The following is a 21,018-nucleotide window of genomic DNA, read 5'->3' on the forward strand; positions in this document are numbered from 1 at the left end:
AACCGGCGCCTCTGGAGAGATGCGGAAGCGACCCTCGCCTCCGCCAGAGCCTTCCTCTACGCCGCAGCCGTCATGATCCTCGTCAGACGCCTCGCCCGATCACCCTGCTTCTCGAACGCATTCTAAGAATTTGCGCAGAGCCAATTTGATTAGACTGCGTTGGCCTTCACGAAAGCAGCGCGGGTAACTCATCGTCCATAAATATCCTCGACGCGGATGATATCGTCCTCGCCGGTGTAGGATCCGACCTGGACCTCGATCAGCTCCAGCGGGATCTTGCCCGGGTTGTTCAGCCGGTGCATCGACCCGATCGGCAGGTACACCGCCTCGTTCTCGTGGACCAGCACCACCCTCTCGTCCACCGTCACCTCCGCGGTGCCGCGCACCACCACCCAGTGCTCCGCCCGGTGATAGTGCTTCTGCAGCGACAGACGCCCGCCCGGAACCACCTGGATCCGCTTCACCTGGAAGCGCTCGCCGATGTCGATCCGCTGGTACCACCCCCACGGCCGGTACATCCGCAGATGCGCGTCCGCCTCCGGCTCGCCCGACGCCCGCAGCGCGTTGACCAGCTGCTTGACCTCCCCCGAGCGGGCTTTCGACGCCACCAGCACAGCGTCCGGCGTCGAGACCACGACCACGTCCTCCAGCCCGACCACCGCGGTCAGGCCCTCGCCCTGGCTGTGCACCAGGCTGTTCTTCGTCCCGATCAGCGACACCCGGCCCCGCACCGCGTTGCCCTCGGCATCGTGGTCCAGCACCTGCCAGACCGCGTCCCAGGTCCCGACATCCGACCACGGGAACGACACCGGCAGCACACCCGCCCGGGCGGTCCGCTCCATCACCGCGTAGTCGATCGAGATCTTCGGCGCCCGCGCGAACGCCTCGCCGTCCAGCCGAACGAAGTCGAGGTCGGTCACGGCCGCGTCGAGCGCGGCCCGCGCGGCCTCGAGCACCTCCGGCACGAAGGCTTCGAGTTCGGCCAGCATCAGGTCGGCGCGGAACAGGAAGTAGCCCGAGTTCCACAGGGCGCCGTCCGCGATCAGCGCCTCGGCGCCGGCGCGATCCGGCTTCTCGACGAACTTCTCCACCCGGGCGGCGCCGGGGGCCTCGGAGATCGGCGCGCCGCGGCGGATGTAGCCGTAATCCGAGGCCGGGCGGGTCGGCTCGATGCCGAGCGTCATGGTGTAGCCGGCCCGCGCGCCCACGGCGGCGGCCTTCACGGCGTCGACGAAGGCCTGGGTGTCGGGCACGACGTGGTCGGCGGCCATGATCAGCACCACCGCCTGCGGGTCGATCGCGGCGGCATGCAGCGCGGCCACCGCCACGGCGGCGGCGGAGTCGCGCCCTTGCGGCTCGAGCACGATGTCGGCGGCGATCCCAAGCTGGCCGCACTGCTCGGCGACGATGAACCGAGCTTCCGCGGAGGCGATCACGGTCGGCTTGGCGAACACCGACGCATCCGCAACGCGCTCGAGGCTGGCCTGGAAGGTCGAGGTCCTCGCATCCACCAGCCGGGCGAACTGCTTGGGCATGCTCTGCCGCGAGACCGGCCACAGCCGGGTCCCCGTGCCGCCGCACAGGATCATGGGATGGATCGCGGTGTCGGATCGGGACATGGGTGGGACCTCCCGCGGCTCGGCAATGGGTGCGGGGCCAGCCCGCGGATGCGAGGCCTGCACAGGGCTCGCTGGGCCTGACTGGCCGCGCGATTGGCCGCTTCGTACACGAGGGAGCCCTTAGACTCAGCCCGCTCCGGTGCCAATCCTGCGGGGATCGCGCGCGCCGCGCCGGGCTGGTCCCGAGCGCAGGGATCGTTATCTCTCAGCGACACATGAAAGCTTCAGCGACAACCCAACCTACCCTCGAAGATCCCACGCAGGTTCCGCGCCGGATTCCTTCCGTTGAACGTCTTGTCAGCGGGGTCTCGGAGGAAATCCTCGCTTCCTACGGGCGCACGGCCTGCACTGAGGCGGTGCGAGCCATCCTGGCCGGGATCCGTTCAGAGGGCGGCCCGGTGCCGGACGAGGCGGCGATCCGGTCCGCGGCAGGGGAGAAACTCGCGGCCCAGCGTCGGACCTCACTGCGGCCGGTCTTCAACCTCACCGGTACGGTTCTCCATACCAATCTCGGCCGGGCGCTCCTGCCTCGCTCAGCTGCAGAAGCCGTGACCGCCGTGATGTTACAGGCAAGCAACCTCGAATTCGATCTCGCCACCGGCTCCCGGGGCGAGCGCGACGACCACGTGGAATCGCTGATCTGCCGCTTGACCGGGGCCGAGGCCGCGGTGGTCGTCAACAACAATGCCGCCGCCGTCCTGCTGGTGCTGAACGCGCTCGCCATGCGCAAGGAGGTGGTGGTCTCGCGCGGCGAACTCGTGGAGATCGGCGGCTCCTTCCGGGTGCCCGACGTGATGGCCCGGGCTGGTTGCCGGCTGCGCGAGGTCGGCACCACCAACCGCACCCATCTGCGCGATTTCGCCGAGGCGCTCGGGCCGCGCACTGGCCTCGTCATGAAGGTGCATCCGAGCAATTACGCGATCACCGGTTTTACCGCCGAAGCGGACCCGATAGCGCTCCACGCCCTATGCCGGGAGCACAGCGTGCCTCTGGCGGAGGATCTTGGGAGCGGCAGCCTCGTCGACCTCTCTGCCTACGGCTTGCCCCCCGAGCCCACCGTTCGCGAGGCCCTGGCGCGAGCGGATGTGGTGACCTTCAGCGGCGACAAGCTCCTCGGTGCGGTCCAGTGCGGAATCGTGGCCGGGCGCAAGGATCTGATCGCCCGGGTGCGCAAGAACCCGCTGAAGCGGGCTTTGCGGGTCGACAAGATGACCTACGCGGCCCTGGAGGCGGTGCTGCGGCTCTATCTCCATCCTGAACGGCTGGCCGAGGAGCTGCCAACTCTGCGCCTGCTCACCCGCCCGCGCGGGGCAATCGACGCGCAGGCCCGGGCCATCGCGCCGGCGGTCGCCGAACGGATATCCGGTTGGGCGACGGTCTCGGTGACCGAGTGCATCAGCCAGATCGGCTCCGGGGCGCTGCCGGTGGAGACCTTACCTAGCGCAGCCCTGGTGCTGACACCGGAAGGCGACGGCCGCCGCGGCGCCGGGGGCCGCTGCAAGCGCCTCGCCGAACGTCTGCGCGAATTGCCGGCACCGGTAATCGGCCGCATCAGCGGCGATGCCATCGTGCTCGACCTTCGTACTCTGGAGGACGAAACCGGGTTCTTGAACAGCCTATCGAACTTGTCATCCCCAGGTGACGGAGCGTCCGGGCGCCGGGGTTGTTGAGAAAGAGCAAGTCGCGCAGGGGCTTGCGCGCGTGATGCGCGTGTTATGCTAGGGTGGCCAACCCGCGGTCGCGGTGCGAGACAAGCGGCCCTCGGACCGCGATGGGCGAGAAACATGTCGTATTCAGTGGACACGGTCGAGACGGAGCACGTGACGGATCCGCTCCTGCTCGATAACCAGCTTTGCTACGCGCTCTACGCTGCCGCGCACCGGATGACGAAGTCTTACCGCCCACTCTTGGAGCGGCTTGGCCTGACCTATCCGCAATATCTCGTCTTGCTGGTGCTGTGGGAGCAGGACGGCGTCACGGTTTCGGAGATCGGCCGGCGACTGCGGCTCGATTCCGGCACGCTCACACCGGTGCTGAAGCGACTGGAGAGCGCGGGATTCCTGGTGCGAACCCGGCGCCAGTCAGACGAGCGCGAGGTCGAGATCGCGCTGACGCCGCAAGGGGCCGCCTTGCGAGCGGAGGCCGTCACCGTGCGTGAGAGCGTGATGTGCCAGCTCGAACTCAGCGAGCCGGAGATCCGGGCCTTGCGCAAGGATCTCGGCACTCTGATCGAGCGGTTAAGCGGGAACGACTGAGGGATTCTACCGTCGCAGGCGATTGCCGAGGACGAAGCCGTAGAGTCCCATCAGGATGATGCCGACCGCGCCCTCCAAGCCGACCAGCAGATTGGTAACGCGCCCGGTCGGCTTGAGGCCGATCTCCGGTGGATTGGCGGTCATCATGTTGAGCGCGCTGTAGCTCATCAGGTCGATCGGATTGTAGGTCGGCCCCGCCTCAGCCCCCTCGGTCAAGAATAGGCCGCCGGTGAGTCCGTATAGGCCGGCGAACACGACAATCAGCAGCGCGAAGGCTCGGGCGATACGCGACAGGCTCTCGCCGTAATCGCACAGCCACTCGACGAATCTGTCGGCGGTCCAGCGGTAGCCATGGCCCAGGATTCCGAGCCAGTCTCGTGAGATCCAGGCGACGCGCGCCTGTTGCCCTGCATGAAAGCGGCCCATCCGGCGGCCGCGCTTGTAGGCCCAGCTCGCAGCGTCCTGGCTGCCGATGCTCTTCCAGTTCTGTTCTAGGGCAAGATAGCTCGCCTGCGCCGCCTCGTAGGCACCGGATACCTCTTCGCCCACGGCGCCGCCGAGCTGCTCGACGCTCATTCGAGTGCCGTTAAGCCAGGCGCCAGCGAAGCGGGCATGCCGCAGTCGGCAGGTGGCGAGGTTGAGCCGAACAAGATCGGTGTCGGAGAGGTCGGCGCCGGACAGGTCGGCGCCGTCAAGCTTCGCTCCGGTGAACTTGGCGCCACGCAGGCGCGAGCCCGCGAGGGATGCCTTTGTAAGGCTCGCGCCCTCGAAGTCGGCATGGGTCAGGTTGGCGTCGGCGAGCTTGGCTTCGTCGAGCCGCGCGCCGCGGAACACGGTGTCGTCGGCATCGGCACCGGAGAAATTCGCGCCCCAGAGGTCAGCTTCGGCGAAATTCGCCCCGTCCAAAAGCGCGCCCGACAGATCGGCGAAGCGCATGGCGGCCTGCCCGAAGCGGGCATCCTCCAGCATTGCTTCGGCGAACCTGACCTGGCCCGCCACGATGCCGCTGAAATCCGCCCCCGAAAGGTCGGCCTCAGACAGATCGGCTTCTTCTAGGATCGCCCCGATGAATCGGGTCGAGCGCCCGACCGCTCCGGTAAGGCTGGCCCGGCGCAGATTTGCGCCGGACAGATCGGACTCCTCCATGCGGGCCCGGGACAGGTCCGCACCGACCAGGGGAAGGCCGCCGGATTCGGCATCGGCCGGCGCGACAGTGGCAAGCGCCGTGCTGCTGGCATCCACATGCGCAAGGTCGAGGCCCGGCTCGCGGACGGGCGTGCCGGCTGCGATCAGGTCTAGGAGGCCGCGCAGGCGCGGCTCCACATCTCGGGGCGTGACCTGATCCATCCAGGCTCTTTGCCGGAGAGAACGGCGCCGCGCCAGATCCCTCGGCTCAGGTCGTGGCCGTCACCCGCACGGTGATGGCCTTGGCGGCGGGGGTCTTGGACTGCTCGTCGTGATGCCAGAGCGGCAACAGGACATTCAGCTCCGGGTAGTAACCGCCGCAATTCCCCTGGGGGATGTCGTAGGCGATCACCCGCAGACCGCCGACGCGCCGCGTGACCGCGTCGCCGGCCACCGCCTCGACATCAACGGAGCCGCCGTCCTTGAGCCCGAGCCGGGTGATATCGGCCCGGTTCATGAACAGGATGTCGCGGGTGCCCTTCACCCCGCGGAAACGGTCGTCGTAGCCGTAGACCGTGGTGTTGAACTGGTCGTTCGAGCGCAAAGTGATCAGGTCGAGCACGTCCGGGCCGTGCGCCGGCAGGTCAGGATCGGCCTCCAGCCCCTCCGGCACCGAGAAGTTCGCCTTGCCGGTGTCCGTCTCCCATTTCCGGTCGCGGGCGCCAAGCGGCTTGGTGATCCCGCCCGGCCGGAACATCTGCCCGTTCAGGTCGTGGAACACCGTCGGATAGGTCGCCTCGATCGCGTCGCGCACCCGGGCGTAATCGGCGACCCAGGCATCCCAGTCGATGCGCGGGTTGTGCGGCAGCGCCGCCTTGGCGATCTCGGCCACGATCCAGGGCTCGGAGCGCACCTCCGGGCCGACCGGATCCGATACGCCCCGGGAGCCGTGGAAGCGCGCGGTGGAATCCTCCATCGAAACCGCCTGCGGGCCGCTCGCCTGTTGGTCGATCTCGATCCGGCCGAGACAGGGCAGGATGTACGCGACCGTGCCGTTGACTAGATGCGAGCGGTTGAGCTTGGTCGAGATCTGCACCGTGAGGCGCTGCCGCCGCCAGGCCGGCTCCATCCGCCCGGTATCGGGGATCGCCCGCAAAAAGTTGCCGCCGAGGCTGACGAAGGCCTTGACGCTGCCGTCTAGGATGCCCTCGCAGCTCTCGACCGTGTTAAGCCCCTTCTCCCGCGGCGGCTCGAAGTCGTAGAGCTCCTTCAGCTTGTCGAGCGGTGCCAGCTCCGGCTTCTCGGTGATGCCGACCGTGCGCTGTCCCTGCACGTTCGAGTGGCCGCGCACCGGGCAGATCCCGGCGCCGGGTTTGCCAATATTGCCGCGCAGCAGCAGCAGGTTCACCAGCATCCGCACGGTCTCGGTGCCCTTGCGATGCTGGGTCAGGCCCATCCCGTAGATGCCGATCACCGCCTTGGCGCGGGCATAGACCCCGGCCGCGGCTTCGAGGGCCGGGCGGGTGAGGCCGGAGCGCCGCTCGATCGCCGCCCAATCCGCGCGATGGCAGAACGCCACGAATGCATCGAAGCCATGGGTGTGCTCGGCGATGAAGGCGTGATCGAGCACCGCTGGCTTGCCCGCGGCCACGGCCTCCCGATCCTGGGCGATGAGGATCTTGCACATGCCGGTGAGCGCCGCGAGGTCGCCGCCTGCCTTCACCTGGTGGTACTGCGTCGAGATCTTGGTGGCCGAGCGCGTCAGCATCTCCACCGGCGATTGCGGGTTGGTGAAGCGTTCGAGCCCGCGCTCGCGCAGCGGGTTGAAGGTAATGATCTGCGCCCCCTGGCGCCGCGCCTCCTGGAGCGGATGGAGCATCCGGGGCGCGTTCGAGCCGACATTCTGGCCGAAGAAGAAAATTAGGTCGGCTGTCTCGAAATCCTCGAGCAGCACCGTGCCGACCGGCGCGCCGATCGATTGCGGCAGCGCCACCGAGGTCGGCTCGTGGCACATATTCGACGAGTCCGGCAGGTTGTTGTTGCCGTAGAGGCGCGCGAGCAGCGCCCACATGTAGCTGGTCTCCAGCGAGGCCCGCCCGGAGGCGTAGAACACCGCCGATTTCGGGTCCTCTTCGCGTAGAGCCTTCAGCTCCCGCCCGATCTCGGCAAACGCTTCGCCCCAGGAGACCGGCCGGTACCGGTCAGTCTCGGGATCGTAGCGCATCGGATGCGTCAGGCGGCCCTGCTCCTCCAGGGCGTAGTCGCTCCAGCCGAGCAGCTCGGTGACTGTGTGGGCGGAAAAGAAATCCGGGGTTGCCCGCCGACGGGTCTGTTCCCAAGCGGTGGCCTTGGCGCCGTTCTCGCAATACTCGAAGGCCAGCGGCTTGGCCGGCTTCGCCCAGGCGCAGGAGACGCACATGAACCCGTCCGGCTTGTTCTGCTTCAGCAGCATCGCCGAGCCGGTGACCGGGACGCCTTCGCGCGTCAAAATCTCCACGAGGGAGCGGGCGGAGCCCCAGCCACCCGCAGGGCTGTCATAGGGTTCGATCCGTATGTCACCGGTGTCCTGTTCGCTCATGCCGTCCTCCTCCCGGCACGCCAGCGTCCGGACCGGGGGGGAACGCGCGAGACTGCAGGTCGGATCAAAGGCGCGTCACCGCGGCGCCGAAGCGCTTCCGTCCCTGCTGTGGCGGATCTAGACTCGGTCAGTGAACGAAACGCTCAGCGGAGAGAAGAATGGCCAGCGTCGACGTCGAGATGGTGAAATGCGCCTGTCAGGACTGCGTGTGCGTCGTCCAACTGTCCAAGGCGGTGTCCCGGGACGGCAAGGCGTATTGCTGTGACGAATGTGCCGACGGTCACAAGGATCACACCGGTTGCGAGCATGCCGGCTGCGCCTGCCACGGCTGAGCGGTCTCGAACGACGGGGCCCGCGCGACGGCAGGAACGCCGCGCGGCGCCTCAGAGACGATCCGTCAGGAGACGGCCGCGAGCTTGTCGGCCATAGACTGATCCTTGTCCCGGCGGGTCGAGAAGATCAGCGTGAAGAAGGTTCGCTCGACACCGAGCTCGGCGAGCCGCGCCTCGCAACGTTCGGCCAGCGCGCAGACCTCCGACAATTCGGCCTCGATATTGGTGCCGTTGGGATGCATCGTGGCGGTCAAGCCGCTTGCTTCGATGATCGCTTTAATCTCGCGCACGTAGGACGAGACCGAGGGACCGACGCCCATCGGCACGATGCACAGGTCGGCGGATACCTTCATGGTGATGCTTCCCAAAGGACCGGAGCCCACCGGATCGGATCAGGGTGACGAGACTGTGTGTCGCGCCGTTCCCTGTTCACGCATGGCGTGCCCAGAAACGATAGCACACGCGCAGAGGCTATGCGTCCACGATCGGGACAGCAGCGATTTACGGCCTACGAAGGGCGTCGCCGAGAAGCGCGGCGAGTTACTCCATCGCCTGCAGGCAGCACTTAGAATGGGCGGTCATCTGGGTAAAGCCGTGAGGAGGGTTCGGGTGATGCATGTCGGTCAAATCATTGCGGCCCGTCGCGAGCCTGCGGGCACAGGGATCGTTCCTAGAGGCCCGCGCAGGCTAAGATGCTCAATTGTTCCTGTAAGCGGCTTATCGACATCGATGACAGCGTCGTAGACGCGGCCGCTGTTCACGGAAAAAGTCGGGTGTCGTTGCGGCTATGGCTCTAATGAACGACGCAGATGCTAGATCGGCGCAAGCGAGCCTGGGAAACGATGACACCAAGGGACCGAATGGACATCGTATTCGGGAACGGGCACATCGAATCCGTCCAATGCAACGCAGACCACCGCGCACAGACCAAATAATCGGATCAGTTCTGCGACGCAAACTCAGTTAATGTACACGGAAATACAGTTGCAGAACCGGCGCGGCAGAATACCAGCCGTATTCATGGGGCTGCCCGCGTCGTAGACGGTAGCTACGTCCATGGTTAAGTAGAACGGGTGCTGCCCGGCCACAATCGTCGCGACCTGACGGGCGGTCTCCAACAGGGCCCGGAGCTTGGACACGGCCTCGGCTAGGTCCAAGACTGCTCGGCTGATGGCCGGCTGGTGTAGCCAAGAATCGAATGGGCTGATCGGGGGGCCGTCCGACATGGCAGTCCGCAAAATCCCGGAACTGCTCAGCGATCCCCACATGAAAAAAGAGCATGACGCGGCCGTGGCTCGGCGGTCAGGCGTTTCGGCGGACCAAGGCAAAGACGCACGTCAGAACTCTCATAAATTAGAGAGGGTACCACATCTGGCGTCCTTCCGCCGACAATCGCCGCCCGGTATCCGCATTCCCAACCAATTGCTCACGGATAATTGAATGGAATGCAACTTGGAACGGAGGTGCGCCAGCGTTGTTCGATCGGGAACGGAACCAAGCTGGAGCCTCTGAACTTGCAAGCACCTATTCGCTACAGCCCCGATCTCGAGGTCGTGCAGCCCGATGAGGGCAAGACCATCGAGGGACTGAACCAGACCTTCGACACCATCCTCCAAACGGTCGCCGACGATTCCGGCCATGCCGTCCGCTCCGTCCACGCCAAAGCGCACGGGATCCTCGAAGGCGTCCTTCGGATCGATCCGAACCTGCCGCCAGAGCTGGCACAGGGGCTGTTCGCCAAGCCCGGCGAGCACAAGGTCTACATGCGGCTGTCGACCAATGCCGGCGACATCCTGCCCGATGCGGTCTCGCTACCCCGAGGCCTCGCGCTGAAGGTCCTGGACGTCGAGGGCGAGCGCCTGCCCGATGCCGAGGGCACGACCCAGAACTTCATCATGGTCAACGGCAAGATATTCCAGGCCCCGAACGCACAGAAGTTTCTTGGCAGCCTCAAGCTGCTCGCCGGCACTACCGACCGGGTCGAGGGCCTGAAGGTCGCGGCCTCGACGGTGCTGCGTGGAGTCAACAAGGCACTGACCGCCGTCGGCATCGAGAGCCCGACCATCGGCTCGCTTGGCGGCGCGCCCAACGTCGATCCGCTCGGTGAGACCTATTACAGCGTCACCCCGTTTCGGTACGGCGACCACGTCGCCAAATTCTCGATCGCGCCGATCGCCCCGGGGCTGACCGCGCTCACCGGCAATGAGATCGATGCCTCCGGCCGCCCAAACGCGATCCGCGAGACGGTGCGCTCCGAGATGGCGGTAATTGAGGGCATGTGGGAATTCCGGGTCCAGCTCTGCCGCGACCTCGAGCGCCAGCCCGTCGAGGATCCGACCGTCGAATGGAGCGAGGACGAGGCGCCATTTCAGCGGGTTGGCCTGATCACCGTCCGCCCGCAGGACAGCTGGGACGAGGCCCGCGTCCGAACCGTGGATGAGGAGATGCGCTTCAGCGTCTGGACGGGGCTCGCCGCCCACAGGCCGCTGGGCAACATCAACCGCGCCCGCAATGCGCCTTACCGGCACTCGGCCGAGTTCCGCCAGCGGTTCAACGGGTGCCCGATCCACGAGCCCGGCAGCGGGCGCTGAGGAACCCCGATATGCGCATGTCCAGCCTGGCGGCGATGGCCGCCATCCTCCTCGGCGCGACGCAGGTTCAGGTGGACGACATGGCGAAGACGGCGCGTAAGCCTTTCAACGTCACCATCCGAGTGTTCGACTCGACCAAGGGGCCGGAGCGCGGCCAGGACTACGTGCTGCCGGTCGACAGCCCGAATGCCGAGCACGCCGTCGCGTCGACCACCGCTAACGCCGCTTCGTTCACGGAGACGATGGAGGGCGGCTAGGCCCTGCCCGTCGCCCTCACCTGCGTGAAAGTCGAGGCGCGCTGACCGAGCGCGGGTTAGCAGAGGATGAAAGAGTGCCGCGGGCGATGTCGCCCCGGGAAGGGGCGAAGCCTGATCGGAATCCCCATCTATGGGGCAGGATGGGACGCTTCGGTCCTACGGAGGAAACACGATGAGCGAAGAGAAGGCTGTGCTGGCAGGCGGCTGCTTCTGGGGCATGCAAGACCTGATCCGGCGGCAGGAGGGCGTCATCGCCACCCGCGTGGGATATACCGGCGGCGACGTGCCGAACGCGACCTACCGCAACCACGGCACCCATGCAGAAGGCATCGAGATTGTCTACGACCCGGCCCAGACGAGCTTCCGGCGCATCCTGGAGTTCTTCTTCCAGATCCACGACCCCACGACGCCGAACCGCCAGGGCAACGACCGGGGCCTGAGTTACCGGTCGGCCATCTACTACCTCGACGACGCGCAGCGGCGGGTCGCGGAGGAGACCATCGCCGACGTCGACGCGTCGGGCCTCTGGCCGGGCAAGGTGGTGACCGAGGTGGCGCCGGCGGGTCCGTTCTGGGAGGCCGAACCGGAGCATCAGGATTACCTGGAACGTCGACCGGACGGTTATACCTGCCACTTCGTCAGGCCGAATTGGACGCTGCCGATCCGGTCTCGAGGCACGCAGGACACCTGAGGATCTTTACGACAGCATCACCACGGGACACCTCGTATAGCGAGCCAGCTCAGGCTTGATGGGTTGATCCCGTGGTGTGGCAATAGGGTTCGGCACCTTGCTGCAGAACATGCGCTACGGACCGAATTCTTTGCGGTAGCGCAGGCACCACAGAGGAGATGCAAGGCGCGAAATAGTTGCGTCCATGGAGTGTAAGGGCTGCCATCAGACGCTGCGGTATCAGGCTGACAACCATACAGAAATGGACGCGTCGGACGACGTCGGATACCCACCATGGAGGGCACAACAGCCGCGCTCGACCGTCCTCACATCATAGAACAAGTCGGGCAGCGTTCCTTTCTGGCGGCATACGCTGCTGCCGTCGGACGACGGCCTCCATCGCCTCTCGCCGACGATCCTCCACCCGAACTGCTAAATACTTCCTTGAGCGACAAGATATCAGTCGCCCAGGCAGATTGACGGCGAAAAACCCCAGCAGACGCGTCTCGCCGCTTACGCCATCGGCGCTGTCTACGTCGATATCGCCGGTGTCAGGGCGAAGGCGGGCAAGCTTTACCTTTTTGGCGGTATTCGTCTGCCTTCGTCGACTGCGGGCGGAAGTCGGTCGCGACGCGGCATCGGGCGTCTTACCCGCATTGAGGGCGATCGTGCCGCGCCAGATCCAAAAGGTGCGAACGGACACGGGGGGCAACCCTGCCTTTCCGCGCGCGACCGCTCAGGCCCGATAGTCCTCTAAAGAGGGCACATTTTCGGTCGTGTCTGGCAGGAGCGCGGCATCACGCATCACCTGACCAAGCCCAAGCATCCGTGAACTAGAAGTTAGGTCGAGCGAAGGAGCGGCATCACCAAGCCCGTGATGGCTCGGTGATATCGATGAGTTCCGCCATAAACCACGGTCGCACCTGCCGCTATTCGTCGACCACAATCATACGCGTCGCCTGAGGGCTCAGCACGGTGTTACGACCTGCCAGGATGTCCATCAGGCCAGAACGAGAGAACGCAGACGCGTCAGTCTCTATCCACCCCACACATCCTGGGATCATGTACCCCGTGCCTGTGCCATCCGGGGAGAGACGTGGAGCGGGTACCGGGAATCGAACCCGGGTATTCAGCTTGGAAGGCTGCTGCTCTACCATTGAGCTACACCCGCGCGGGCAGAGCGTTAGCACACCGCCCGGCCCGTGAGAAGATGGGCATTGGGGCCGTGCCGGCAATCGGGTAAGGGGTGCTGCGAGATAGGCTGTTCTGCTCGCAATCTCGACAAGCGGCCCGGCACGACGGTAATGCGGTTAAAAACGCGATCCCGGAGCTGCTGATGAGCCAGGCTCGAGCCCATTATGACAATCTTCTGGCAGAACATTACTCGTGGATAAACGGTTTGTCGTTCGTCAATAAGGTTGCTGAGCAGCGAAAACTGCTTGTCGACCTTGGAATATGCTCACGACCGAATGGTCGGGCCATCGACCTCGGTTGCGGGCCGGGATATCAGAGCTTTGCTCTTCGCGATCTCGGCTTCGAATCCGTTATTGCACTCGATTCCTGTCACGCTCTGCTTGAGGAATTGAAGACGCTTAAAGCGAGAGATTCAATCGAACCGCGATGGGCCGATATACGCGGCTTCGCGACATTGGTCGAGCACGATAGCATCGATGCGATCGTATGTATGGGCGATACCCTGACGCATCTCGACGATCGCGGCGACGTATCGAAGCTTTTCCGCGATGCGTATGATGCGCTACGTGCGGCAGGTCGCTTGGTCCTGACGTTTCGCGATCTTTCGCTGGAATTGACGGGCTTGGATCGCTTCATTCCGGTTCGGGCGGACGACCAACGTTTGATGGTCTGCGCACTCGACTACGAGCCCGAAAGCGTCGTCGTGACGGATATCATCTACGTCCGCGACAATGGCGGTTGGACGCTGCGCAAAAGCAGTTATCGGAAGCTGCGGCTTCAGCCTGCAGCCTTGGCGAGGGAATTGCGGGCCATCGGCTTCATCATCGATCAGGACCGCTCCGTCGGTAGACTGCATGCCATCGTCGCCCGAAAGCCGTGATGCCGGAAAGGCTTCGCGAGCGGTCGCTTGACGACCGACGAGATTGGAAGTCGCCCGAGGCGGAGTTGTAGAATACGGTTCCTCTCAGCCCAGCCCCAAGGCGGCCCGCGCCTCCACCGGGCTCGCGACCCGGCGGCCGTGGCGGCGGACAGCATCGGCCGCGAGGGCGACCAGCTCGGCATTGCTCGCCGCCAGCCGGTCCTTCGTGATCCGGATGTTGTCCTCGAGCCCGGTGCGGACCGCGTCGGCACCGCGGGCCAGCGCCCACTCCATTACGACCGCTTGGTTGCGGCCGATCCCGGCGGCGGTCCAGGTGGCCTCGGGCAGGATCCGGCGCGTCTCGGCGAGCAGGGTATCAAGCAGGTGCGCCTCGGCCGGCATCGCGTTCTGCACGCCCATCACGAACTGAACATGTGGACGGCTGTCGATGAGGCCAGCCTCCACCAGCCGTTTCGCCCCGTGCAGATGCGATAGGTCGAAGATCTCGATCTCGGGCCGCACGCCGAACTGCTTCATCTGGCCGGCGAGGTCCGTGACGAGGCTGGCGCTGTTCTCGTACACGATGGTCGGGAAGTTCACCGAGCCGGTGGAGAGCGACGCCATGTCGGGCCGGTGCTTGAGCGAGAGTCCCCTTGCGGCGGGGTCACGTCCACGCCCGCCTGTCGAAAATTGCACGATCATCCCGGGGCAGTGCTTGCGCAGCCCCTCCTGCACGGCCGCGAACTTGTCGGGATCCGACGAGGGCGACTCGTCGTCGTTGCGCACGTGGATATGGGCAAGGGTCGCGCCCGCCTCGAAGGCCTGCTGAGACGATTCGATCTGCTCGGCCACGGTGACCGGCACGGCCGGGTTGTCCGTCTTGCGCGGCACCGAGCCGGTGATCGCCACCGCAATCACGACGGGCGCGTCGCTCGGGGATCCTGCCATCGCGTCTTCTCCCTGATCGTTCATTTGATTCGCGCCCGGGATAGCCCCGCAGGCGGGAAAACTGAACCGCTCTGGCGGACCGGGCGGCCTTCGGCGCGGGACATCTCGGGGCCGGTGACAGGGTGGACTTGTGTCGGACGGCGGCTTGCCGCACCTCTCGCGCGGCGAGGAACGCAATGAACGACACCGTCCTGGTCCTGAATGGGCCGAACCTGAACCTGCTGGGCAAACGGCAGCCGGAGATCTACGGGCGCGAGACGCTCGCCGATGTCGAGGCCCTGTGCCGTGAGACCGCCGTCGGCTTCGGGCTCAACGTGGATTTCCGCCAGAGCAATGCCGAGCACGTGCTGATCGACGCGATCCACGCCTTCCGGATCGCGTCAGCCGGCATCGTGATCAATGCCGGCGCCTACACCCATACCTCGGTGGCGATCCTCGACGCGCTCAACACCTGCGAGGTGCCGGTGATCGAGTGCCACATCTCGAACGTCCACCGGCGCGAGGCGTTTCGCCACCATTCGTACATCTCATTGGCGGCAACCGCAGTCCTGGCCGGCTTCGGCACACATGGCTACGCGCTCGCAATCCGGCATTTGGCGCTGCTCCGAACGAAAGGCGACGCCGCCTAAGACGCGGATAGCGGCTTCGGGAGGGTTGACGCTGGCGGAGACAGGGCGGAGGAGACCGGTCAGGCCTACCCATCCCGCGCTCTTCGAGACCGGTCCCCGCCGGAGAGCGCACCCAGCGGAGCGCGCACGCCGCATGACCACGTCGTTCCTGCCCATCGACCGGACGATCATCGCCCGCGAAGCGGCCAAGATGTTCCTGGAAATCCAGGCAGTCCATTTCTACAAGGACGAACCGTTCAAGTTTACCTCGGGCTGGGCCAGCCCGGTCTATATCGACTGCCGCAAGATCATCTCGTTTCCGCGCCTGCGCTCGACGCTGATCGATTTCGCCGCCTCCACGATCGTCCGCGAGATTGGCTACGAGTCGCTCACCCATATCGCGGGCGGCGAGACCGCCGGTATCCCGTTCGCCGCCTGGATCGCCGACCGGCTGATGCTGCCGATGCAGTACGTGCGCAAGAAGCCGAAGGGTTTCGGCCGCAACGCCCAGATCGAGGGCGAGGTGGTGGAAGGCGCTAAGACCCTGCTGGTCGAGGATCTCGCCACCGACGGGCGCAGCAAGGTCAATTTCTGCCAGGCTCTGCGCGATGCCGGCGCCAACGTCGATCATTGCTTCGTGCTGTTCTATTACGACATCTTCCCCGGCAGCGCCGCGCTGATGCAGGAGATCGGGATAAAGCTGCACTACCTCACCACGTGGTGGGACGTGCTAGCGGTGGCCAGGGAGATGGGCACCTTCGACGCCAACACCCTGGCCGAGGTCGAGCGCTTCCTCAACGCCCCGGCGGAGTGGTCGGCCGCCCACGGCGGCATCTCGTCCTTCGGGCAGGGCTGAGGAGCCGCAAGCGATGAGCGTCGCCGATCTGTTCCCCGCGGCGCAGCCGCCCGCTTCGACCGCGGCCGACCGGATCACGATCCGCCGGCCGGACGACTGGCACATCCACCTGCGCGACGGCGCGATGCTGAAGGCGGTGCTGCCCTACACGGCGGCCCAGTTCGCCCGGGGCATCATCATGCCGAACCTGGTGCCGCCGGTGACGACCGTGGCAGCTGCGCGGGCCTATCGCGAGCGGATCCTGGCCGCGCTGCCCGAGGGGGTCGACTTTACTCCGCTGATGACCTGCTATCTGCAGGACGACACCGACCCGGACGAAATCGCGCGCGGCTTCGCCGAGAAGGTCTGGATCGCCGCCAAGCTTTACCCGGCCGGCGCGACGACGAACTCGCATGCTGGCGTCACCGACCTGATCGGGCTCGCGCCCGTTCTGGAGCGGATGGAGCGCATCGGCATGCCGCTTCTGATCCACGGCGAGGCGACCGACCCGGAGATCGACATCTTCGACCGCGAGGCCGCCTTCATGGAGGGCAGCCTGATCCCGCTGCTCGCCCGGCACCAGGGCCTGAAGGTCACCGTCGAGCACGCCACCACGGCCGAGATCCTCGACGTGGTGCGGGCCAACCGGAGTCGCGTGGCGGCGACGATCACGCCCCATCACCTCGTCATCAACCGCACCCATATTTTCCAGGGCGGCCTGCGCCCGCACCTTTACTGCCTGCCAGTGGCCAAGCGCGAACGGCACCGCCTGGCCCTGCGCGCGGCCGGCGACTCCGGCGAGGCCTGCTTCTTCCTCGGCACCGACACCGCCCCGCATGTCCGCGGCGCCAAGGAGGCCTCCTGCGGCTGCGCCGGTGTGTTCTGCGGCCCGAGCGCCCTGCAGACCTACGTGCAGGTGTTCGACGAGGAAGGCGCACTCGACAAGTTCGAAGCCTTCGCGTCGCTCAATGGTGCGCGCTTCCACGGGCTCCAGCCCAACGCCGCTACGGTCACCCTCGAGCGGCGGGAGAGCCGCGTGATCGAGGCGGTCGCCGTGGAGGACACCGCCGTGGTGGTGTTCCGGGGGGATGAGACACTGCCCTGGGCTGTGGTCTGATCTGGTTCCGACGGGAGCACGTACCCCTCCCACCGTCATTGCGTGCGGAGCGAAACCATCTAGGGAAACGCCACATTCGGCGAGCGTGTGCTGCCCTGGGTTGCTTCGCTCCGCTCGCGATGACGGTGCTGGGCGTGGAAGTGGGACCAGGGATCATCGCGCCATTGCGCGCGACGGGGGCCCCTTGTCGGGGCAAGGAAACATCGGCCGAATCCCTGCACGTCTCTTGCCTCTCCGACCATCACAAGCAGTAGACCGCCGCACACGATCAAACGTGTGATCGGCCTTGCCTTTGCTATGCCGGCGCGGACCGCGATAGGGAGACGACCGACGATGCAGGATGAGCGACAGGACGGCATCACGGCGCTCGGCGCCGTCGATCTCTCGGCCGCCATCCGCGGCCGGGTTGTTTCCTGCGTCGAGGTGATGCGCGCTTATCTGGAGCGGATCCACCGGCTCAATCCGCAGGTCAACGCCATCGTTGGGCTTCAGCGCGACGCGGTACTCCTGCAGGAGGCCGAGGCGCGGGATGCCACGCTCGCCCGCGGCGAGGCCGTGGGGCCGCTGCACGGTTTCCCGCTCGCCGTGAAGGATCTCGATGCGGTGCGCGGGCTGCCGTTCACGCAAGGGTCGCCGATCTTCGCGGACCGGATCGCGCAAACGGATACGATCATGGTCGCCCGGCTGCGCGCGGCCGGGGCGATCTTCATCGGCAAGACCAACATCCCCGAATTCGGGCTCGGCTCGCACAGCTTCAATCCGGTCTACGGCACCACCGGCAACGCCTACGATCCAGAGAAGAGCGCCGGCGGATCGAGTGGTGGTGCGGCCGTGGCGGTGGCCCTGAAGCTGCAGCCGGTGGCCGATGGCAGCGATTTCGGCGGCTCACTGCGCAACCCGCCCGCCTTCAACAATTGCTACGGCCTGCGCCCGAGCTGGGGCCGGATCCCGGTCGAGACCAAGGACGTGTTCAGCCCCGGCCTGTCGGTGCTCGGCGCCGTCGGGCGCAGCCCGGCCGATATCGGCCTGATGCTGTCGGTCCAGGCTGGCTACGATCCCCGCTGCCCGAACACGATCCGGCAGGATCCGTCGGCCTTCGCGAGCCCGCTCGCCCGGGATTTCCGCGGGACCCGGATCGCGTGGCTGGGCGATTGCGACGGACAGATCCCGTTCGATCCCGGCGTGCTCGAACTCGGCCGCGCGGCGCTGGCAACCTTCGCGGAGATCGGCTGCGTGGTCGAGGAGGCGGCGCCCCGGTTCGATATGGAGCAGCTCTGGCGCGATTTTCTGACGTTGCGGGCGCTGTCGGTCTCCGCCGCGCTCCGGCCGCTCTACGACGAGCCGTCCCACCGGGCGCAGATGAAGCCCGAGGCAATCTGGGAGGCCGAGCGCGGGCTTGCGCTCACCGCCGATCAGGTCGTCGCCGCCCTAGAGGGGCGCACCCGCTGGTACGAGACCGTGCGCCGGTTCATGGAAAACTACGATTACCTGGTCATGCCGAGCGCGCAGGTCTTTCCGTTCGACAAGGGCCTGCGCTGGCCCCGGGACGTCGGCGGCCGCGCGATGGACACCTACCATCGGTGGATGCAGACCGTGGTCCCGGTGACCATGAGCGGTCTGCCGGCCCTCGACATCCCGGCGGGCTTTGGGGAGGCCGGCCTGCCGACCGGCATCCAGATCGTCGCCCGCAACCACGGCGAACTCGCCTGCCTCCAGCTCGGCGCCGCCTACGACGCCGCGAGCAACTGGGTCCGCCGCTGCCCGCCGCCCCTGCACTGAGCGCGCGTCCGATCGTCGGCAAACGCGTTGACCGGTTCCCGCAGCTCCGGTATGAGGCTCGACACTTCACGCGTGAGACGCCAGAATCCGCTCCTGGGTTTGGCGATCACCGCGAGGCAGGCTCGGATATCCGATGAACGCGGTTCTTATTGTAGCGGAAGCGTCACCGACGGGGCGGCCCTAAAACAGGGCTGCAATCCGAGCGGTGGCGCATGCAGGGTCCCTCGGGGCCCTTTTTTATTGCCCGCTGCTCAGTGACGCATCACGGCCAACGAGATCCACGCGTTCGAGATACCGACGAAGACAGTACTTTCGAGCGAGGCGGATGCCGCCTCGCGTGACGAAAGTGCAGGACTAAAGGAGCCGGTCCGTCCGGCGGCGCACGATCGCCGCTGACGATCCGGGGAGCGGAGGAGGAGAGCATGGGCGGCGAGGTCATGACCGGGGCCGAGATGGTCATCCGGGCATTCCAAGATCAGAGGGTCGACACACTGTTCGGGTATCCGGGCGGCGCCGTACTTCCGATCTACGACGCGCTGTTCCATCAGGACGCCGTCAAGCACATCCTCGTGCGCCACGAGCAGGGTGCCGTCCACGCGGCCGAGGGCTATGCGCGCTCGTCCGGCAAGGTCGGCTGCGTCCTGGTCACGTCGGGCCCCGGCGCCACCAACATCGTCACCGGCCTCACCGACGCGCTGCTCGACTCGATCCCGCTCGTCTGCATCACCGGGCAGGTTCCGACGCATCTGATCGGTACCGACGCCTTCCAGGAATGCGACACGGTCGGCATCACGCGCCACTGCACGAAGCACAATTACCTGGTCAAATCGATCGAGGACCTGCCGCGTATCCTGCACGAGGCGTTCTACGTCGCCGCGAACGGCCGGCCCGGCCCGGTCGTGGTCGACCTGCCCAAGGACATCCAGTTCGCCTCCGGCCTCTACGAGCGCCCGGAGATCGCGAGCCACAAGACCTACCGCCCCGCCGTCAAGGGCGACGGCGACCGGATCCGCGCAGCGGTGGAACTGATGGCGACCGCCCGCCGCCCGGTCTTCTACACCGGCGGCGGCGTGATCAATTCCGGTCCGGAGGCCTCGCGCCTCCTGCGCGAGCTCGTCGCCGAGACCGGCTTCCCGGTCACCTCGACCCTGATGGGGCTCGGCGCCTATCCGGGCACGGATCCGAAGTTCCTGGGCATGCTCGGCATGCACGGGACCTACGAGGCCAACCTGGCGATGCACGAGTGCGACGTGATGATCTGCGTCGGCGCCCGGTTCGACGACCGGATCACCGGCCGGCTCGATGCGTTCTCGCCGTTCTCGAAGAAGATCCACATCGACGTCGACGCCTCCTCTATCAACAAGGTGGTCAAGGTCGATGTCGGGATCGTCGGCGATTGCGCCTCGGTGCTGGCCGATATGCTGGAAGCCTGGCGCGCCCTGCCATCGCGGCCCGAAAAGTCCAATCTCGACCCGTGGTTCCAGAAGATCAGCGCTTGGAAGGCTCGCGACTGCCTTGCCTACTGGCCGTCGGGGACGATCATCAAGCCGCAATACGCCGTGCAGCGCCTCTACGAGGCCTGCAAGGACCGCGAGACCTACATCACCACGGAGGTCGGCCAGCATCAGATGTGGGCAGCCCAGTACTTCAAGTACGACGAGCCGAACCGCTGGATGACGAGCGGAGGCCTCGGCACGATGGGCTACGGCTTGCCGGCGGCTATCGGCACGCAGCTCGCCCACCCGAAGGGGCTGGTCATCGACATCGCCGGCGAGGCCTCGATCCTGATGAACATGCAGGAGCTTTCGACCGCGGTTCAGTACCGGCTTCCGGTCAAGGTGTTCATCCTGAACAACGAGTACATGGGCATGGTCCGGCAGTGGCAGGAACTGCTGCACGGCTCGCGCTACTCGCAGAGCTATTCCGAGAGCCTGCCGGACTTCGTCAAGCTGGCGGAGGCCTACGGCGCCAAGGGCATGCGCTGCGAGAAGCCGGGCGACCTCGACGGCGCCATCGCGGAGATGCTGGCCTATGACGGGCCGGTTCTGTTCGACTGCATCGTCGACAAGACCGAGAACTGCTTCCCGATGATCCCCTCGGGCAAGGCGCATAACGAGATGCTCTTGTCCGACTACCTCGGCGAGACCGGCGTCGAACTCGGCGACGTGATCTCCGAGGAAGGCAAGATGCTGGTGTGAGGGGTTTGGCGGCGGCCCTCTCGGGGTGGCCGCCTGCCGTTTGGGCGGCGGCG

At 66.2% G+C, this 21,018-nt stretch carries 17 protein-coding genes and 1 tRNA gene; 12 read left to right on the forward strand and 6 right to left on the reverse strand.

The window, feature by feature from the left end; translation table 11 throughout:
• Positions 1 to 188 precede the first annotated feature (188 nt).
• The gene (locus AO398_RS19860; RefSeq protein ID WP_058193921.1) at positions 189 to 1,619 is read right to left on the reverse strand and encodes a mannose-1-phosphate guanylyltransferase/mannose-6-phosphate isomerase; all 1,431 of its coding nucleotides are present in this window, start codon (positions 1,617 to 1,619) and stop codon (positions 189 to 191) included.
• Positions 1,620 to 1,834: 215 nt separating this feature from the next.
• Between AO398_RS19860 and selA the strand changes: the two genes are divergently transcribed.
• Together selA and AO398_RS19870 are read left to right on the forward strand one after the other, a co-directional pair.
• Positions 1,835 to 3,289, forward strand: coding sequence for an L-seryl-tRNA(Sec) selenium transferase (selA, locus tag AO398_RS19865; RefSeq protein WP_058193922.1), 1,455 nt, complete (start codon positions 1,835 to 1,837; stop codon positions 3,287 to 3,289).
• A 114-nt stretch (positions 3,290 to 3,403) separates the two neighbouring features.
• Entirely contained in the window at positions 3,404 to 3,874 is a 471-nt protein-coding gene (locus AO398_RS19870; protein ID WP_058193923.1) for a MarR family transcriptional regulator, read from the forward strand.
• Between the two features lie 6 nt (positions 3,875 to 3,880).
• Here the strand turns inward: AO398_RS19870 and AO398_RS19875 are convergent, their stop codons facing one another.
• Entirely contained in the window at positions 3,881 to 5,221 is a 1,341-nt protein-coding gene (locus AO398_RS19875; protein WP_058193924.1) for a pentapeptide repeat-containing protein, read from the reverse strand.
• 46 nt (positions 5,222 to 5,267) lie between these two features.
• Positions 5,268 to 7,577, reverse strand: a complete 2,310-nt coding sequence (locus AO398_RS19880) for an FdhF/YdeP family oxidoreductase (RefSeq protein ID WP_058193925.1) — start codon at positions 7,575 to 7,577, stop codon at positions 5,268 to 5,270.
• Positions 7,578 to 7,735: 158 nt separating this feature from the next.
• On the opposite strand from AO398_RS19880, the gene AO398_RS19885 reads away from it, so the two are divergent.
• Positions 7,736 to 7,909, forward strand: coding sequence for a metallothionein (locus tag AO398_RS19885; RefSeq protein WP_058193926.1), 174 nt, complete (start codon positions 7,736 to 7,738; stop codon positions 7,907 to 7,909).
• Between the two features lie 65 nt (positions 7,910 to 7,974).
• Here AO398_RS19885 and AO398_RS19890 read toward each other — a convergent pair whose 3' ends face one another.
• Positions 7,975 to 8,262 carry an MTH1187 family thiamine-binding protein gene (locus tag AO398_RS19890; RefSeq protein ID WP_058193927.1) on the reverse strand — a complete coding sequence of 96 codons (288 nt, stop codon included), beginning with the start codon at positions 8,260 to 8,262 and terminating at the stop codon, positions 7,975 to 7,977.
• Between the two features lie 1,161 nt (positions 8,263 to 9,423).
• Between AO398_RS19890 and AO398_RS19900 the strand changes: the two genes are divergently transcribed.
• The 3 genes from AO398_RS19900 (at position 9,424) to msrA (ending at position 11,448) form a co-directional block, all read left to right on the forward strand.
• Positions 9,424 to 10,500, forward strand: coding sequence for a catalase family protein (locus AO398_RS19900; protein WP_058194105.1), 1,077 nt, complete (start codon positions 9,424 to 9,426; stop codon positions 10,498 to 10,500).
• 11 nt (positions 10,501 to 10,511) lie between these two features.
• Positions 10,512 to 10,757 carry a hypothetical protein gene (locus AO398_RS19905; protein ID WP_152997578.1) on the forward strand — a complete coding sequence of 82 codons (246 nt, stop codon included), beginning with the start codon at positions 10,512 to 10,514 and terminating at the stop codon, positions 10,755 to 10,757.
• A 172-nt stretch (positions 10,758 to 10,929) separates the two neighbouring features.
• The gene (msrA, locus tag AO398_RS19910) at positions 10,930 to 11,448 is read left to right on the forward strand and encodes a peptide-methionine (S)-S-oxide reductase MsrA (protein WP_058193929.1); all 519 of its coding nucleotides are present in this window, start codon (positions 10,930 to 10,932) and stop codon (positions 11,446 to 11,448) included.
• Between the two features lie 1,076 nt (positions 11,449 to 12,524).
• Here the strand turns inward: msrA and AO398_RS19915 are convergent.
• Positions 12,525 to 12,598: transfer RNA gene (locus AO398_RS19915), tRNA-Gly, on the reverse strand.
• A 165-nt stretch (positions 12,599 to 12,763) separates the two neighbouring features.
• Here AO398_RS19915 and AO398_RS27655 point away from each other — a divergent pair.
• Positions 12,764 to 13,501: a class I SAM-dependent methyltransferase gene (locus AO398_RS27655; protein ID WP_082643366.1), complete on the forward strand. Its 738-nt coding sequence runs from the start codon at positions 12,764 to 12,766 to the stop codon at positions 13,499 to 13,501.
• A gap of 84 nt (positions 13,502 to 13,585) precedes the next feature.
• On the opposite strand, the gene AO398_RS19925 is transcribed toward AO398_RS27655, so the two are convergent.
• A complete protein-coding gene (locus AO398_RS19925) occupies positions 13,586 to 14,428 on the reverse strand; it encodes a 3-keto-5-aminohexanoate cleavage protein (RefSeq protein WP_058193931.1) in 843 nt (280 codons plus the stop codon).
• Positions 14,429 to 14,604: 176 nt separating this feature from the next.
• On the opposite strand from AO398_RS19925, the gene aroQ reads away from it, so the two are divergent.
• From aroQ to AO398_RS19950, 5 genes are all read left to right on the forward strand, one after another.
• Complete coding sequence (gene aroQ / locus AO398_RS19930; protein ID WP_058193932.1) at positions 14,605 to 15,057, forward strand: type II 3-dehydroquinate dehydratase; 453 nt, start codon at positions 14,605 to 14,607, stop codon at positions 15,055 to 15,057.
• 133 nt (positions 15,058 to 15,190) lie between these two features.
• Positions 15,191 to 15,892 (forward strand): orotate phosphoribosyltransferase, encoded by a 702-nt coding sequence (locus AO398_RS19935; protein WP_058193933.1) that lies wholly within the window; start codon positions 15,191 to 15,193, stop codon positions 15,890 to 15,892.
• Between the two features lie 13 nt (positions 15,893 to 15,905).
• Positions 15,906 to 16,988 (forward strand): dihydroorotase, encoded by a 1,083-nt coding sequence (pyrC, locus tag AO398_RS19940; protein ID WP_058193934.1) that lies wholly within the window; start codon positions 15,906 to 15,908, stop codon positions 16,986 to 16,988.
• Positions 16,989 to 17,321: 333 nt separating this feature from the next.
• On the forward strand, positions 17,322 to 18,767 hold the full coding sequence (locus AO398_RS19945) for an amidase (RefSeq protein ID WP_058193935.1): 1,446 nt from the start codon (positions 17,322 to 17,324) through the stop codon (positions 18,765 to 18,767).
• Between the two features lie 422 nt (positions 18,768 to 19,189).
• Positions 19,190 to 20,965 (forward strand): acetolactate synthase 3 large subunit, encoded by a 1,776-nt coding sequence (locus tag AO398_RS19950; RefSeq protein ID WP_058193936.1) that lies wholly within the window; start codon positions 19,190 to 19,192, stop codon positions 20,963 to 20,965.
• Positions 20,966 to 21,018: the final 53 nt, after the last annotated feature.

Origin of the sequence: Methylobacterium sp. GXS13 (assembly GCF_001455965.1) — a bacterium.
GTDB lineage: Bacteria > Pseudomonadota > Alphaproteobacteria > Rhizobiales > Beijerinckiaceae > Methylobacterium.